Raw genomic sequence first — 15994 nt, 5'->3', positions numbered from 1 at the left:
GTAGTTTGAAGGGTCGCACAATGGCGGATAACGCTCTGTTATCCGCCATTGGTTCCGGATGTTTGCATAAGCCGCGGTACGCTTTCGCAACCTACAAGGGCTTGGGGATGCCGTACTTGCGCAGGCGCACGGCAATGGCGCTGTGGGAGGTTTGCAAGCGCGACGCTAGCTGACGCGTTGATGGATGACTGTCATAGAGTTTTTCGAGCAAGGCCTTTTCGAAGGTTGCGACTGCTGACTCAAGGCTTTGCACCTCGTCACTTTGTGCATGTGCAGCGATGGCGGTACCGGCGATATCCAGGTCGTCAATCATCACCAAGTTGCTTTCACTGATGGCGGCTGCACGGAAAATCACGTTTTGCAGTTGGCGCACGTTGCCCGGCCAACGATTACTCAGCAGGGCGGGGTAGGTGTCTGGTGCCAAGCGACAAGGTGGTCGTTGAATCTGTGCGCACGCTTGGCGCATGAAGTGCCGGGCTAGCAGTAAAATATCCTGGCCCCGTTCCCGTAGCGGCGGGACTTCAAGATTGAGCACATTAAGGCGGTAATACAGGTCTTCACGGAAGCTGCCTTCGCTGACCATTTTATCCAGGTCGCGGTGGGTGGCGCTCAGGATGCGTACATCGACCTTAACTTCACGCTCACCGCCCACCCGGCGGAATGTGCCGTCATTGAGAAAGCGCAAAAGCTTGGCTTGTAGATAGGGTGACATCTCACCGATTTCATCGAGGAACACCGTGCCATGATTGGCCAGTTCCAACAGTCCCGGCTTGCCACCGCGCTGGGCACCCGTGAACGCGCCGGGTGCATAACCGAAGAGCTCACTTTCGGCCAGATTCTCTGGTAATGCCGCGCAGTTCAGTGCCAGGAAGGGGGCATCGCAGCGTGTGCTACTGGTGTGGCAAGCACGCGCCACCAACTCTTTACCGGTACCGGTTTCGCCCTGAATCAATAGCGGGGCATCGAGGGTCGCAACCCTGAGCGCACGGGTCTTGAGTGTGCGAATGGGGGGGGAATCGCCCAGCAGCGAGTCAAAACCTTCGGCGTGGTCATGGTGCAGTGCCGAGAGTCGAGCGCCAATCCGGCTGGGTTCATAGAGTGTCAGCAGCGCACCTGCAAGCTGCAATTGGCCTGCGCCAGCCGTTTCACTGATTGGCATGGCATCCAACAACAATGCTTGGCCGTTAAGGGTGACTTCGCGTAGCGGCAGGCGAAAGTGCTGTTCGAGCAGTTCATGTTGCAGGGCCGGGTTGGCAAATAACTCGCCTAACGCCAAACCTTCTGGTTCTTGTTCGCAGAGGGCGATCAAGGCCGGGTTCGCCAGCAAAACGTGACCTTGCCCATCGACCGCCAATACCGGGTCCGTCATTGCGGCAAGTAAGGCATCAAGTTGCAGGCGGCGACGCTGGCCGGGAAGGATGTCGACGATGGTGACTGCCTGCACCCCATGTACCTTGAACAGCGCTTCACGCAGCTCATCAAGCACTTCGGGGCTGAGGGTCGGTGCGTCGATATAGACATTGGGTGGCACCATCTCCACGGCATCGAGGTTCAGATTGCGCCCACCCAGCAGTGCCAGCACTTCCTGGGTAATTCCGACGCGGTCGATAAAGGTGACATGGATACGCATGATGCCTACTAGAACAGCGGGGTAGTGTCCAAGTATGCCCGGTCTGCACGCTGAGGTTAACTGTTGCTGCTTTCAGGGCCTCAGCTGTAAGCGAAAAACGATCATTACTCTAATCGTAATGATTGCGTCGACTGGTTGATTGATGGTCCCAGACTAGGCTCCTAATGTGGCACCACGACAGCGCATCCGTGGAGTCAGCATGACAACAACTATATCCCCGCCGCCGAACTGGTCACGTCGCCGCACTGAAAAACAGCGACGTCTTGAGACCGTTCGTGCCCTTGCCGACGGTGTGGTTTTGCCCAGCGATAAAATCGTTGCGGCACTTGAAGCGCTGATTGCCCCCGGTGATCGGGTGGTGCTTGAAGGTAATAACCAGAAACAAGCCGATTTCCTTTCTCGTTCATTGGCCAAAGCCAGCCCGGAGCGCCTGCATGATCTGCATATGATCATGCCGAGCGTCAGCCGTGCCGAGCACCTTGATCTGTTCGAGCGTGGCATTGCGCGCAAGCTCGATTTCTCTTTTGCAGGCCCCCAGAGCCTGCGCATCAGCCAGTTGCTCGAAGATGGCTTGCTCGAAGTCGGTGCCATCCATACCTACATCGAACTCTATTCGCGCCTGCTGGTTGATCTGATCCCCAATGTTGCATTGGTTGCAGGTTTCAAGGCAGACCGGGCCGGTAACATCTACACCGGGCCCAGCACCGAAGATACACCGGCCCTGGTCGAACCGACTGCATTCAGTGATGGCATCGTCATCGTTCAGGTCAATGAACTGGTGGACGATGTCAGCGAGTTGCCACGCGTAGATATTCCGGGATCATGGGTCGACTTTGTGGTGGTGGCTGACAAGCCGTTTTATATCGAACCCCTGTTTACCCGCGATCCGCGCCATATCAAGCCGGTGCATGTGCTGATGGCCATGATGGCGATTCGCGGTATTTACGAAAAGCACAATGTCCAGTCGCTTAACCACGGCATTGGTTTCAATACCGCAGCTATTGAGCTTATTTTGCCAACCTACGGTGAAAAGCTCGGCCTTAAAGGCAAAATTTGCCGCAACTGGACCCTCAACCCACATCCAACCTTGATCCCGGCGATTGAGACGGGCTGGGTCGAAAGTGTGCATTGCTTCGGTACCGAGTTGGGCATGGAGAATTACATCGCCATGCGCCCGGATGTGTTCTTTACCGGCCGTGATGGCTCGATGCGTTCCAACCGGATGATGTGTCAATTGGCCGGGCAGTATGCGGTTGACCTATTTATTGGTGCCACCTTGCAGGTTGATGGCGACGGTCATTCATCGACCGTTACCCGGGGGCGTCTGGCCGGGTTCGGTGGGGCGCCCAACATGGGGCACGATCCTCGTGGCCGGCGTCATGCAACCCCGGCCTGGCTCGACATGTGCTCCGACAGCGGTGCGCCGGTAACCATGCTGGAGCGCGGCAAGAAGCTGGTTGTGCAGATGGTTGAAACCTTTCAGGAAGGCGGCAAGCCGACCTTCGTCGAGACACTTGATGCCGTGGAAGTGGCCCGTAAAAGTGGCATGCCACTGGCACCGATCATGATTTATGGCGATGACGTCACCCACCTGCTGACTGAAGAAGGCATTGCCTACTTGTACAAGGCACGCTCGCTTGAGGAACGTCAGGCCATGATCGCCGCAGTCGCCGGTGTCACCAGCATTGGTTTGCGCCATGACCCCAAGGACACCTTGCGCATGCGCAAAGAGGGTTTGATCGCACTGCCAGAGGATCTGGGCATTCGTCGCGCAGATGCCAGCCGTGAATTGCTCGCGGCCAAAAGTATTGCTGAATTGGTTCAATGGTCAGGTGGTCTGTACAACCCGCCCGCTAAATTCAGGAGCTGGTGATGACAGCCATACCGGTTAAAGAAACCCATCTGAGCGTTGCCGAATGCTTGGCTGATCTGGCCGTTGAAGTGCTGATCGATGAGGCGGATTTATCGCCAAAACCGGGGTTGGTGGATCGCCGCGGCAACGGTGCCCATGACGATTTGCACCTGGGCTTGATGCATTCATCGGCGTTGTCGTTGTGGCCAGCGTTCAAGGAAATGGCTGAGGCCGCCAGTGAGCACGCGCAGATTAATCAATCTCTGCGTGAAACACTGGGCCGCATTGGCCGTGAAGCCGAGGTCGAGATGCTGCGCGTTACCGGTGGCGTCAATACGCACCGGGGCGCTATCTGGGCGCTGGGTTTGTTGTGTGCAGCGGCGGCGCTTGATGGTCAGGCGCTGAGTGCTGGCAGCGTCACTTACCGCGCCGCTCGGATTGCCATGCTCAACGACCCAGCAATGCCAATCACCCCCGCAAGCCATGGCGCGCAAGTTTGCAGCACTTACGGTTTGCCGGGTGCCCGTGAGCAGGCCCAGCTTGGGTTTCCGGCGATAATCCAGCACGCATTACCGCAACTGCTGCGCAGCCGTTCAGCCCAGGCGGGTGAGCAGAATGCCCGACTTGATGCGCTGCTGGCGATCATGAGCCAACTGACTGATACCTGCGTGCTTTACCGCGCCGGCCTGACTGGGCTGGACTGCATGCAGAGCGGAGCACGGGCGATTCTTGAGGCGGGCGGTTGCGCCAGCCTTGATGGTCGTCGACTGCTGCGTGATCTCGATAACGACATGTTGAGGCTCCGTGCCTCACCCGGCGGGGCCGCTGATTTGCTCGCCGCGACTTTATTCCTCGACCGCCTTGCGCCTGCTCTGCATGCGCCGATAGGGAGTGTCTGATTATGCAAACGCTGTCTTTTCAATTCAGTGCCGGGCAACCGGCTCAAGGCCGCGCGCTAGTCGGCTGCGTCGGCTCGGGTGATCTTGAGGTGATGCTCGAACCCGGTGCCACCGGCACCTTGGCCATCGAAGTTGTCACCTCAGTTAATGGCAGTGATGCCCGCTGGCAACAGCTGTTTGAGCGCATGTTTGCCGAACAGCAGATGCCAGCGCTGAATATTTCGATCCACGATTTCGGCGCGACTCCTGGTGTTGTGCGCCTGCGTCTGGAACAAGCAATGGAGGCCTTGGCTGATGACTGATGCACATGCAGACAAGATTGCACGCTTGCTGGAACAGCGCAGCTTCATCGAACTCGGTGCGCGCCAACGTGCACGTGCATTACTTGACGTCGGTAGCTTTCGTGAGCTGCTTGATCCATTCGCTCGGGTAACCTCACCTTGGCTGCCCAAGCAAGGCATCGTGGTGCAGGCCGATGATGGTGTGATCATCGCTAAAGGCACTATCGACGGTGAGCCCGTTGTAGTCGCTGCCATCGAAGGTGCGTTCCAAGGCGGCAGTCTGGGAGAAGTCGGCGGAGCCAAAATTGCCGGCGCTTTAGAGCTTGCCGCTGAAGATAACCGTAACGGCATCGCCACCCGTGCATTGCTCTTGCTCGAGACCGGTGGTGTGCGTTTGCAAGAGGCCAATCTGGGGCTGGCAGCCATTGCTGAGATTCAGTCAGCAATCGTTGATTTACGCCAGTATCAGCCCGTGATCGGCTTGATTGCCGGCCCGGTGGGTTGCTTCGGTGGCATGTCGATCGCGGCGGGTTTGTGCAGTTATTTGCTGGTAACCCAAGAGGCCCGTCTCGGCCTTAACGGCCCGCAGGTGATTGAACAAGAAGCCGGCCTCGACGAATACGATTCCCGTGATCGGCCCTTTATCTGGAGTTTGACCGGTGGTGAGCAGCGCAATGCCAGTGGCTTGGTTGATGGCTATGTGGCCGATGACCTTGAGCTGATTCGTGAGCAGGTCAGCCAACTATTCAAACAAGGTGTTCCAGCGCTGGAGCGTAGCCGCAAACATGCTTGGTTTCTCCCGCGCCTACAAACGCTTGATACAACCCAGCAAGTCGATGCAGCAGGGGTACGCAGCCTTTACCAAGGAGATCAGTCATGACTACAGCCACTGAACAACGCGGGCGTAATTGGTTTCAGTTATTGGCGACCGATGCGGTGAGCGTAACCGGTCTACCTGACTCCCTGCTGGTTGCGGATGGTCACCTCAATGGGCTGGCGGTGCGCTATTTGGCTGTGGTTGCCGACCCTGATAACCGCTTCCCTCGAGCCCGTAATGGCGAAGTCGGTTTGCTTGAAGGTTGGGGGTTGGCCGAGGCCATTGACCACGTTATCGAGCAAGACCGCGAGCGTGAAGACAAGCGCGCCTTGGTCGCTATCGTTGACGTGCCGAGTCAGGCCTATGGGCGGCGCGAAGAAGCGCTGGGTATTCATCAGGCGTTGGCGGGTGCAGTCGACAGTTATGCCCGTGCACGTCTGGCCGGTCATCCTGTTGTTGCATTGCTGGTGGGGAAGGCCATGTCTGGGGCGTTTCTCGCCCATGGTTATCAAGCCAATCGCTTGATTGCCTTACGCGATCCGAATGTGATGGTGCACGCCATGGGTAAAGAGTCGGCTGCACGAGTGACGTTGCGCAGTGTCGATGAGTTGGAAGCGCTGGCCGCTACCATTGCGCCGATGGCGTATGACATTGAAAGCTATGACTCGCTTGGTTTGCTCTGGGAAACCCTCAGTGTGAGTAGCGCTGTTGCGCCACAGGCTGATGATGTTGCCAGGGTGCAAGATTGCTTGATCAGTGCTTTGAACGATATCGCAGGCAGCCCGCGGGATTTACGCAGCAGGCTCGGTGCAAGTAACCGCGAGGCATCGTCTCGGGTGCGCCAATTGCTGAGGGCACAGTGGTGAACCATCAACCGGGCGACAGGAGCTGATCAGGTGATCAAGCGTCTAGCGCAAACCTCGCAATCGCCTTATCTGCCGCACGATTTGCTCTGGGGTTTTGCGCCCAGGCATCTACCGGCAGATGCACCCACTTGGGTGGCTGAGGCACTGTGCGTCGAGCCGCCGGTAGTGGTCAGGCGTGCGCAAGGCGTTGCGGGCATGATTGCGGTGGGCGTGCGCGGTCAATCACGTGATCAGCGTTTTGCATGCTGGATGCCGCTCACTGCGGTCACCGGTTGTGTACGGCCTGAACAGCTGATTGAGCTTCAGCAAGCTCGAAAGCAGAGGGATTGGCCGCTGTTTGAGGCGCTTGCGCAACTAACCGGACCGCTCAATCAGAGTGGGTTGCGCTGGGGTATTTGCGGCAGCCTCGGTTTTCAGTTGGCCAGCGCGATAGAAGTGACTCATCCGGCCAGTGACCTTGATTTGCTGATCCGTGCCGAACGGCCAATGTCACGTTCACAGGCAAAGACTTTGCTCGCATTGCTGGATAACGCCCCGGCGGCGGTTGATGTGCAATTGCAGTGCCCGGCTGGCGCTGTGGCATTGCGAGAGTGGGCAAGCGGCAGCTCGAAGGTCATGCTGAAAACTCAGACCCAGCCGTTATTGGTCAGCGATCCTTGGGCACATGAGTGCGCAGTTGCATGAGCAGTTTATGGGTTTTCCCAGGCCAAGGTGCGCAGCAGCCCGAGATGTTGCACGGGCTGCCGGTTTCCCATGAAACGCGCGAGTGCCTGGCTGAGGCCAGCGCTGTCCTTGAGCAAGATGCCCTGACTTTGGACTCAGCCCACGCGCTGGCCAGTACCCGGGCAGTACAACTGTGCTTGCTGATTGCAGGGGTGAGCTGCGCACGCATCCTGATTCAGCGGGGCCATCGCCCCGACTATGTATCGGGTTTATCGATTGGTGCATACGCCGCGGCTGTTGTCGCAGGCGCACTCAGTTTTGCCGATGCGCTGCGCTTGGTCAGCCTGCGCGGTGAGTTGATGCAGCAAGCCTACCCGCAAGGCTTCGGCATGACCGCGATTATGGGGGTGGATATAGGCACCTTGGAGGGCTTGCTGGCGCAGGTAAACAGTCCTGAGCAGCCTGTGTATCTGGCCAATATCAATGCCGAAGCGCAGCAGGTTATTGCTGGCAGTCACGGCGCAATGCGGCAGGTTGCGTTGCTGGCGAAAAAGTCTGGTGCAGGGTGTGCAAAATTATTAGCGGTAAGTGTACCCTCGCACTGCCCATTGCTTGAAACCCCCGCTGCAAGGCTTTCAGAAGCATTCTCGTCGGTTGACCTGGGGCCTACTCAGATCCGCTACTTAAGCAGCAGTAGCGCACGCTTGCTGAACACGCCTGAACAGCTTCGCGATGACCTGGCCAACAATATGTGCCGCGTCGTCGACTGGCATAACACACTGCGAATGGCTTACGAACGCGGTGTCAGATTACACCTCGAACTGCCACCCGGAACCGTACTCACGGGCTTGGCCCGGCGGCAGTTCGAGCCTGGGCAGGCTATTGCCTTTCAGGGTGCTCGTCTCGATACGTTGGACGCCATGTTGCGTCAGGAGGCGAGTCGAGACTCTTGAGCTTAGTTGTACCGCTTGATCGTTACGAAGGACAAAAACAACAACTTCGAACTGTTTCTTGAGGATAAAAATAATGATTATTTATGGTGTAGCGTTTCTTGCGTTTTGCACCCTGGTTGGTATCACCGTCGGTGAGCTGCTGGGTAAACTGATTGGCGTCCCCGCCAATGTCGGCGGTGTCGGTATCGCCATGATGATGCTGATTTTTCTCGGCGGTTATCTCCAAAAGCGCGGTTATCTGAATCTCAAGTCAGAGCAGGGCATCGAGTTCTGGAGCGCTGTTTATATTCCTATCGTGGTGGCAATGGCTGCTCAGCAGAACGTCTATGGCGCGCTTAGCGGCGGGCCAATGGCAATTCTTGCGGGTGTGGCTGCGGTTGTTTTGGCATTTTTGTTGGTACCGGTTTTAGACCGGATGGGCCAAAAAAAGCCTGAACAGACCGATGAGCCTGAAGTAAACCCTCTGCCTAAACTGCCACGGTGATAGCCATGTACGACAGTATTCTAAAAGTATTCAGCGCTTACAGCCTGGTCGCGGGTTTTGCCATTATTGGCATCACCATGTGGCTGTCATACTGGCTATCCGACAAGCTGACTCATGGCCGTCTGCATGGTTCGGCTATCGCCATTCTCTTTGGTTTGCTCTTTGCCTATATCGGCGGCGCATACACGGGCGGCAGTAAAGGGTTGGTCGATATCCCGCTGTTATCCGGTATTGGGATTTTGGGCGGTGCGATGCTGCGGGACTTTGCCATTGTTGCCACCGGATACGGGGTTAATGTTGAGGAGTTAAAGCGTGCCGGGATGGTCGGAGTGCTGGCGCTGTTTGTCGGTATTGGTTCTTCATTTGTCGCCGGAGTCGGGGTGGCCATGGCGTTCGGTTATACCGACGCGGTAAGCCTGACGACCATTGGCACTGGCGCGGTGACCTACATCGTTGGACCGGTGACAGGTGCTGCGATCGGGGCCAGCTCAGAAGTAATGGCACTGTCGATTGGAGCGGGCTTGGTCAAGGCCATTCTGGTGATGATCGCCACGCCCTTTGTCGCGCCTTATATCGGCCTGAATAACCCACGCAGTGCGGTAATCTTCGGCGGTTTGATTGGTACATCGAGCGGTGTCGCAGGTGGCCTTGCGGCAACTGACCCGAAGTTGGTGCCCTACGGCTGCCTGACTGCAGCGTTTTACACGGCTCTGGGCTGCTTGCTGGGTCCGTCGCTTTTGTTCTTGGTAATGCGCGGCCTGATGGGCTAATACGCTTGCAAGTGCGAAGGCAGTGAGCCTTCGCCTTGCTTATCGGTTGTTAAGGCTATACATCCTGCACTCGGCTAGCAGTGCCAGCAGATTGGGGTCGCGTTCTTTAGCTTTTAAAAAGACCACGCCAATGTGCTGCTGCATTTGGTATTGCCCCTGTAAGGGGATGAGCTTGACGCGGTTTTCATAAACCGCAGCAATCCGGCCGGGGAGCAGGGCATAACCCACTCCGGAACTGACCATGCTTAACAGGGTGAAGATATCATTGACCTGCATGGCAATTTTCGGCTCAAACCCAGCTTGGCGAAACACCCGCGCACCGTCTTGGTGGGTGGCAAAACCATGGGTCAAGGTAATAAAGGTCGACTCTTTGAGGTCGGCCAAATCAACTTCGGCTTGTTGAGCAAATGGCGAGTCGGTGGGCACCGCGAGAAAAATATCGTCGGAAAACAGCGGCAGTTGTTCGCAATCCTGATCGGTGACGTGCTCGTTCAGTGCGATCAGAATTGCGTCGACTTCGAGGTTCTTGAGTTTGAACATCAGGTCGACATTGGAGCCGAGAATCAGGTCGATATTCAATTCACTGCGTCGCAGCTTGAGGCCCATGATCAATTGCGGAACGGTTTTCACTGTCAGTGAATACAGCGAGCCGAGCTTGAACCGCTCCGCTGAGAAGCCTGCCGCTTCACGGGTCAAGCGAACGGTGTCGAGTACATCCTGAATCAGCTTTTGCGCCCGATCCTCTAGCAAGTAGGCACTTTCCAGCGGAATTAGATTGCGCCCTTCATGCTTGAACAGCGGGCAGCGTAGCGCACTCTCAAGTGAATGAATCGCTCGATGTACGCTGACGTTACTGGTCTGAAGGTCTGCTGCTGCACGGCTGAGGTTGCCACTGCGCATGAAAGCCAGAAAGGTTTCAAGTTTCTTCAGGGTAAACTCTTCATCAATCTGCATGCTTCAGCGCCTGGGGCATTAAGGAGGGTTATGCAGTGCGCTTTTAACCGCAGGTGATGCGGTCGATCACTTCAGCTTCGTCGGTGTCGATGTTAAGGCGCGATGACTTGTAATCCATGGTCATTGGATCGGCTGGGCCCAAAACGCGAACGCTTTTCGCACCGGCTTTTTCTTTGATCTGTTTGGTTAGCTCTGAGGTGACTCGCTGCCCCAGCATGTCTTGCACGACGTCTGCGTTGCACTTGTCTTTGAAACGATCATGTGCGGCCGGTGCAGCGCTATCAGAGTTGCTGTTATCCATTGAGCTGCAGGCGCCAAGGGATGCAATCAGGGCCAGGCCAGCGAGATGTTTTAGTTGCATAAAAATGTCCTCTGAATCGGGTGATAGCGGCACAGCCTGTGCAAAATTAACGCGCTTGGCAAGCGCAAAGCGACGATCTAGGTTTTGTACGAGAAGTTGTCGAGCGAAGATCAGGCAAGGCAAACAGAATGTAAGTGAGCATGATTCGTTTCACTCACCCCGTCGGGCCCGCAGCAAGGGCTGCCCCGCTAAAGCGAGTCGCTGAGTCTTTTTTTAACGCAGCATGCACCGAGTGCAGGCCCTTTTCGTACAGCGTCTTTTCGTTCAGAGCCTAAGGCTGTGGGTGGTACGCAAGCATAACCACAAGGGCCGCCTCGACCAAGCTTTGGGGCATTTGAATCGAATGCAAAACTTGTCACAGCGCCCAGCTGATAAAAGCGCATGAACCAGGGTCTTATGACTTATCGCGCTGCCTGGCACGGTTGCGCGATTTACCCGCGGCGTGCAATAAACCCTGGCGCTGTTTTGAGGTCGAACATTCTCTTAGTAGACTGTGCAGCTAATGCGGCCCGTGGCTCGGCTACTATCAACAATGTTTACTGATGCCATTCAGACAAGGTGGTTGTGTGCAACCCGTTATCTCGATACAACAATTAACCAAGGTATATGCCTCCGGCCACCCGGCGCTGACGAGCATTAATCTAGACATTAAAAAAGGTGAGATTTTTGCTTTGCTCGGCCCCAATGGTGCTGGCAAAACCACGCTGATCAGCATCATATGTGGCATCGTTAATCCCGGTACTGGCAAGGTGCTCGTCGACGGTCACGATATTATTTCGGACTACCGTGCCGCACGGGCTAAAATTGGTCTGGTGCCACAGGAGTTATTTAACGAAGGCTTTGAAAGTGTGTTGGCCACGGTCAAGTTTACCCGGGGTTTATTTGGCAAGCCGGCCAACCCTGCCTACCTTGAACAGTTGCTGCGCGATTTGTCGTTGTGGGATAAAAAGGACGCGCGCATTTTTGAATTGTCCGGCGGCATGAAGCGCCGGGTGATGATCGCCAAAGCCTTATCTCATGAGCCGCAAATACTTTTTCTGGATGAACCCACAGCAGGCGTAGACGTCGAGCTTCGCCGTGATATGTGGAACATGGTGCGTGGCCTGCGCGAGCGCGGCGTGACTATTATTCTGACCACTCACTACATTGAAGAAGCTGAAGAGATGGCTGATCGCATTGGTGTCATCAGCAAGGGTGAGATTATTCTGGTCGAAGACAAAGCCGCATTGATGCACAAGCTCGGTAAGAAGCAGTTGACCTTGCACCTGCAACAACCCTTAACCAGTATTCCGCCTGCGCTGGGCAGTTACCCACTGGAATTGGCCGATGCCGGCCATGCGCTGGTGTTTACCTTTGATGCTCAGCGCGAGCACACCGGGATTGCTGAGTTACTCAAGGATTTGGCGCAGCAGGGCATCGATTTCAAAGACCTGCAATCGAGTCAGAGTTCGCTGGAAGATATTTTCGTCAGTCTGGTGAGGGACCGCGCATGAATTTTTACGCGATTCGCGCCATTTACCTGTTTGAACTTGCGCGGACCTGGCGCACCTTGCTGCAAAGCATTGCTACACCGGTCATCACGACTTCATTGTATTTCGTAGTCTTTGGTTCGGCGATTGGTTCGAGCATGACCCAGGTTCATGGCGTCAGCTATGGGGCCTTTATCATTCCCGGTTTGATCATGCTGGCGCTGCTCACCGAGAGTATTTCGAATGCCTCTTTCGGCATTTACATGCCCAAGTATTCCGGGACTATTTACGAGATTCTTTCTGCGCCGGTGTCCTACCTCGAAATTCTGATTGGCTATGTTGGAGCGGCTGCGACCAAATCCATCGTCTTGGGCTTGATCATCCTGCTGACCGCGCGGTTGTTCGTCGACTTTGAAATCCTGCACCCATTCTGGATGGTCGCCTTCTTGGTGCTTACAGCGGTCACCTTCAGCCTATTCGGGTTCATCATCGGCGTCTGGGCTGACGGTTGGGAGAAATTGCAAATTGTCCCTGCGCTAATTGTCACGCCACTGACCTTTCTTGGCGGCAGTTTCTACTCGATCAGCATGCTGCCGCCGGTTTGGCAGACGGTTACGCTATTCAACCCTGTGGTCTATCTGATCAGTGCATTCCGCTGGAGTTTTTACGGGGTTTCTGATGTCAGTGTCGGCGTGAGCCTGGCCATGATTCTGGGCTTTTTAGCCTTGTGTATTGGCGCTGTGGGTTGGATATTTAAGAGTGGCTATCGGCTGAAAAGCTAACTGGATTATCGAGGACGCTGCGATTGGACACCCAGCAGGCGCTAAACCAGCAACTCGAAGTGCTTTACAGCACTGAGTCGCGGCGCGTGTTGGCGACTCTGATTCGTTTGCTCGGTGATTTCGATCAGGCCGAAGAAGCCCTGCATGAAGCGTTTCGCGCAGCGCTGGAACAATGGCCCACTCAGGGTGTGCCTGCTAACCCACGCGCCTGGCTGGTATCTGCCGGGCGCTTCAAGGCCATTGATGGGCTGCGCCGTAATGCCCGCTTTGAATCACTCGGCGAGCATGACCCAGTTGCCGATGATTCCTCTGCTCAGGAGGAGATTTCAAGCGTTGAGGATGATCGGCTGCGCCTGATCTTTACCTGCTGCCACCCGGCGCTGTCCGATGATGCGCAGGTTGCCCTGACCCTGCGCGAGATATGCGACCTTAGCAGTGAGGACATCGCCAAGGCCTTTCTCAGTACACCCAGCACGATCGCCCAGCGCATTGTTCGCGCTAAAGCGAAGATTCGTGATGCGGGTATCCCTTACGAAGTGCCCGCGCGAAGCGAGCTGCCACAGCGGCTGGCGGTGGTGTTGCGGGTGATATATCTGGTATTTAACGAGGGTTACTTTGCCAGTTCAGGTGGTTCGGTCATTCGCAGCCAGCTATCGACTGAGGCGATTCGACTTGGGCGATTGCTGCATGAGTTATTACCTGAGCCGCCAGTCAAAGGGCTGCTGGCGTTAATGTTGTTGCATGAGTCGCGCCGCCCTGCGCGAGTCTCGGCGGATGGCCAGGCGGTGTTACTCGAAGAGCAGGATCGAAGCCTGTGGTCGCCTGCGCATATTGCCGAAGGTCAAGCGCTGGTGCTGCAATCTCTGCAGCAGGGCGGATATGACGGATACAATTTACAAGCCGCAATCGCTGCAGTACATGCCGAGGCTGCCACTGCGTCCGATACAGACTGGCTGCAGATTGTTGGCCTTTATGATGTGCTGTTGCGCCTGCAGCCTTCTCCGGTGATTGAGCTTAACCGTGCGGTTGCAGTCTCGATGTGCAACGGTCCGGCTGCGGGGCTTGAGCTCATTGATGGCCTGCTCGGGCGCGGCGAACTTGCGCGCTATCACCTGGCACAAATGGCCAAAGCAGATTGCCTGCGACGCCTTGGGGATCGCGTCGCGGCTCGCGAGGCATACAGCAACGCCCTGGAGTTGGCTGGAACAAGTCCGGACCGTGTGATGATTGAGCGACGCTTAAGCGAACTGCAAGACTGAGCGTCTTTTGATGCAATTTGATCAATAAAACATCGGTCTGCTGGGTGGAAAGTAGGTAGAATCCGCCCCCTTTTTATCCAGCAGGAGTACCCCATGAGTTTTAATCTGGCGAACAAACCCGCTGATGAACGTAATGCCGGAGAGGCTGAAAAGGCGCGTTTGTTTGATTTGTGGCAACAAAACCTACAGCGCTCAAAGGTGGACGCTGCACGCCTGTTTGGTGAAAAGAGCAAGCGTAAAGGCAAGTGGGATGAGTGGCTGCGTGAGCAAATTACGCAATTGACGCCACCGGAATACGCCAGCATGGTGCAACGCGAAGTACGCCGTTTAAATAGCCAGCGTTAACATTCGATTCCATATAATAAAACCCGCATTAGACGGGTTTTAGTTTGCGTAATCATCTTGTCTCGTCAGTTGGCTAAGGTGTGCTCCACCCGCTCCATGCGCAGGGTGGTAGCAAAAGCCATGCAGCCTGATTAAGCGTCTTTTTGCTTGGTGCCGAAAATCTTGTCGCCTGCATCGCCCAGCCCGGGGATGATGTAGCCATGTTCGTTGAGGCGCTCATCAATCGATGCGGTATATATTGCGACATCCGGGTGAGCATCGTTAACCACTTTGATGCCTTCTGGCGCTGCAACCAGCACCATTGCGCGGATTTCCCTACAACCGGCTTTCTTCAGCAGGTCAATGGTCGCGACCATCGAGCCACCGGTTGCCAACATCGGGTCGATAATCATCGCTAAGCGCTCATTGATTTCGGGTACCAGCTTTTCCAGATATGTGTGTGCTTGCAGTGTCTCTTCATTGCGCGCAACACCCACGGCGCTGACTTTCGCGCCGGGAATCAAACTGAGCACGCCTTCGAGCATGCCAATCCCTGCACGCAATATAGGCACCACGGTGATTTTCTTGCCGGAGATCTTTTCAACTTGTACCGGGCCACACCAGCCGGCAATTTCGTAAGTTTCCAGTGGTAAGTCTTTGGTCGCTTCGTAGGTCAGCAGGGCGCCGACCTCTTGAGCCAATTCGCGGAAGTTCTTGGTGCTGATATCGGCGCGGCGCATCAGGCCGATTTTGTGGCGAATCAGCGGGTGGCGAATTTCTTGGACTGGCATGGGTTGGAACTCTCCGGACTGGACTGGCAAAAAAACTGGCTTAGATTAAAGCATTGGGCGCAATAAAGGGCGGCGTACGCATAACTTCATGTCGCCTAAATTAAAGTTGGTTTTGTTGATTTTTGGCAATTATCTTAAGAATTGCCAGAATATCCTGCATAAATACTAGTGCGTTCGTCTGTGGGGACTTGCTCCAAGGCAGACAGATGCGTACCTTTGCCGACTTTTATTTTGACGCACCGATCAGGTTTTCGTGTTGCGCTAACCCAAGAGGAACGACCATGTCTGCTGATCTCGCGCACATCCGTCAGATAATGGCTGAAGCTGATTGTCTGTATACCGACGAACAGGTTGAAGCGGCTATCTGCAAAATGGCTGAAGTTATCAACGCCGAGTTGGCCGAGACCAATCCAGTGGTTTTCTGTGTGATGAACGGCGGGTTGATATTCTCTGGCAAGCTGTTGCCTAAGTTGAGCTTCCCACTGGAGCTGTCCTACCTGCACGCAACTCGCTACCGCAATCAAACCAGCGGCGGGGAGCTGTTCTGGAAAGCCAAGCCGGAAATTTCGTTCATTGACCGCGATGTGCTGATCATCGACGACATCCTTGACGAAGGTCACACCCTTGGTGCGATTATCGATTTCTGCCACCACGCTGGCGCACGCGCTGTGCACACCGCTGTGCTGGTTGATAAAGAGCATGACCGCAAGGCGCGTCCAGACCTAAAGGCTAACTACGTTGGCTTGCCATGCATCGATCGCTACGTATTTGGCTACGGCATGGATTACAAAGGCTACTGGCGCAACGCACCCGGCATCTTTGCAGTTAAAGGTCTCTAA

General features: G+C 55.6%; 18 protein-coding genes. 14 read left to right on the top strand and 4 right to left on the bottom strand.

Annotated elements, in window-relative coordinates; translation table 11 throughout:
- Positions 1–91 precede the first annotated feature (91 nt).
- Entirely contained in the window at positions 92–1630 is a 1539-nt protein-coding gene (locus ACIGCM_RS05030; protein WP_397500915.1) for a sigma-54-dependent transcriptional regulator, read from the bottom strand.
- A 199-nt stretch (positions 1631–1829) separates the two neighbouring features.
- Between ACIGCM_RS05030 and mdcA the strand changes: the two genes are divergently transcribed.
- The 9 genes from mdcA to madM all read left to right on the top strand — a co-directional run bounded on the left by mdcA (position 1830) and on the right by madM (position 9215).
- Entirely contained in the window at positions 1830–3503 is a 1674-nt protein-coding gene (mdcA, locus tag ACIGCM_RS05025; RefSeq protein ID WP_397500914.1) for a malonate decarboxylase subunit alpha, read from the top strand.
- Positions 3503–4381, top strand: a complete 879-nt coding sequence (locus tag ACIGCM_RS05020) for a triphosphoribosyl-dephospho-CoA synthase (protein WP_397500913.1) — start codon at positions 3503–3505, stop codon at positions 4379–4381. The genes mdcA and ACIGCM_RS05020 overlap by 1 nt, the downstream gene beginning before the upstream one ends.
- 2 nt (positions 4382–4383) lie before the next feature.
- Entirely contained in the window at positions 4384–4683 is a 300-nt protein-coding gene (locus tag ACIGCM_RS05015) for a malonate decarboxylase subunit delta (RefSeq protein ID WP_397500912.1), read from the top strand.
- Positions 4676–5542 (top strand): biotin-independent malonate decarboxylase subunit beta, encoded by an 867-nt coding sequence (locus ACIGCM_RS05010; protein ID WP_397500911.1) that lies wholly within the window; start codon positions 4676–4678, stop codon positions 5540–5542. The genes ACIGCM_RS05015 and ACIGCM_RS05010 overlap by 8 nt, the downstream gene beginning before the upstream one ends.
- Positions 5539–6345, top strand: a complete 807-nt coding sequence (mdcE, locus tag ACIGCM_RS05005) for a biotin-independent malonate decarboxylase subunit gamma (RefSeq protein ID WP_397500910.1) — start codon at positions 5539–5541, stop codon at positions 6343–6345. The genes ACIGCM_RS05010 and mdcE overlap by 4 nt, the downstream gene beginning before the upstream one ends.
- A gap of 30 nt (positions 6346–6375) precedes the next feature.
- Entirely contained in the window at positions 6376–7029 is a 654-nt protein-coding gene (locus tag ACIGCM_RS05000) for a malonate decarboxylase holo-ACP synthase (protein ID WP_397500909.1), read from the top strand.
- On the top strand, positions 7026–7961 hold the full coding sequence (gene mdcH, locus ACIGCM_RS04995) for a malonate decarboxylase subunit epsilon (protein ID WP_397500908.1): 936 nt from the start codon (positions 7026–7028) through the stop codon (positions 7959–7961). Before ACIGCM_RS05000 ends, mdcH begins: the two co-directional genes overlap by 4 nt.
- Before the next feature lie 73 nt (positions 7962–8034).
- Entirely contained in the window at positions 8035–8445 is a 411-nt protein-coding gene (madL, locus tag ACIGCM_RS04990) for a malonate transporter subunit MadL (RefSeq protein ID WP_397500907.1), read from the top strand.
- Positions 8446–8450: 5 nt separating this feature from the next.
- Positions 8451–9215, top strand: a complete 765-nt coding sequence (madM, locus tag ACIGCM_RS04985) for a malonate transporter subunit MadM (protein ID WP_397500906.1) — start codon at positions 8451–8453, stop codon at positions 9213–9215.
- 39 nt (positions 9216–9254) lie between these two features.
- On the opposite strand, the gene ACIGCM_RS04980 is transcribed toward madM, so the two are convergent.
- On the bottom strand, positions 9255–10169 hold the full coding sequence (locus ACIGCM_RS04980; RefSeq protein ID WP_397500905.1) for a LysR substrate-binding domain-containing protein: 915 nt from the start codon (positions 10167–10169) through the stop codon (positions 9255–9257).
- Between the two features lie 43 nt (positions 10170–10212).
- Positions 10213–10530, bottom strand: a complete 318-nt coding sequence (locus ACIGCM_RS04975; protein WP_397500904.1) for an I78 family peptidase inhibitor — start codon at positions 10528–10530, stop codon at positions 10213–10215.
- A 566-nt stretch (positions 10531–11096) separates the two neighbouring features.
- Here ACIGCM_RS04975 and ACIGCM_RS04970 point away from each other — a divergent pair.
- From ACIGCM_RS04970 to ACIGCM_RS04955, 4 genes are all read left to right on the top strand, one after another.
- The gene (locus ACIGCM_RS04970; RefSeq protein ID WP_397500903.1) at positions 11097–12023 is read left to right on the top strand and encodes an ABC transporter ATP-binding protein; all 927 of its coding nucleotides are present in this window, start codon (positions 11097–11099) and stop codon (positions 12021–12023) included.
- Entirely contained in the window at positions 12020–12781 is a 762-nt protein-coding gene (locus ACIGCM_RS04965; RefSeq protein ID WP_397500902.1) for an ABC transporter permease, read from the top strand. The genes ACIGCM_RS04970 and ACIGCM_RS04965 overlap by 4 nt, the downstream gene beginning before the upstream one ends.
- Before the next feature lie 23 nt (positions 12782–12804).
- The gene (locus ACIGCM_RS04960; RefSeq protein WP_397500901.1) at positions 12805–14040 is read left to right on the top strand and encodes an RNA polymerase sigma factor; all 1236 of its coding nucleotides are present in this window, start codon (positions 12805–12807) and stop codon (positions 14038–14040) included.
- 93 nt (positions 14041–14133) lie between these two features.
- The gene (locus ACIGCM_RS04955) at positions 14134–14385 is read left to right on the top strand and encodes a hypothetical protein (RefSeq protein WP_397500900.1); all 252 of its coding nucleotides are present in this window, start codon (positions 14134–14136) and stop codon (positions 14383–14385) included.
- A 131-nt stretch (positions 14386–14516) separates the two neighbouring features.
- Here the strand turns inward: ACIGCM_RS04955 and upp are convergent, their stop codons facing one another.
- Positions 14517–15155 (bottom strand): uracil phosphoribosyltransferase, encoded by a 639-nt coding sequence (upp, locus tag ACIGCM_RS04950; RefSeq protein ID WP_397500899.1) that lies wholly within the window; start codon positions 15153–15155, stop codon positions 14517–14519.
- A 281-nt stretch (positions 15156–15436) separates the two neighbouring features.
- Here upp and ACIGCM_RS04945 point away from each other — a divergent pair, with 281 nt between their 5' ends.
- Positions 15437–15994 carry a hypoxanthine-guanine phosphoribosyltransferase gene (locus tag ACIGCM_RS04945; protein WP_397500898.1) on the top strand — a complete coding sequence of 186 codons (558 nt, stop codon included), beginning with the start codon at positions 15437–15439 and terminating at the stop codon, positions 15992–15994.

It is taken from the genome of Pseudomonas sp. NPDC078700, from assembly GCF_044542375.1.
Lineage (GTDB): Bacteria > Pseudomonadota > Gammaproteobacteria > Pseudomonadales > Pseudomonadaceae > Aquipseudomonas.
This window is presented reverse-complemented; position numbering and strand designations above follow the sequence as displayed.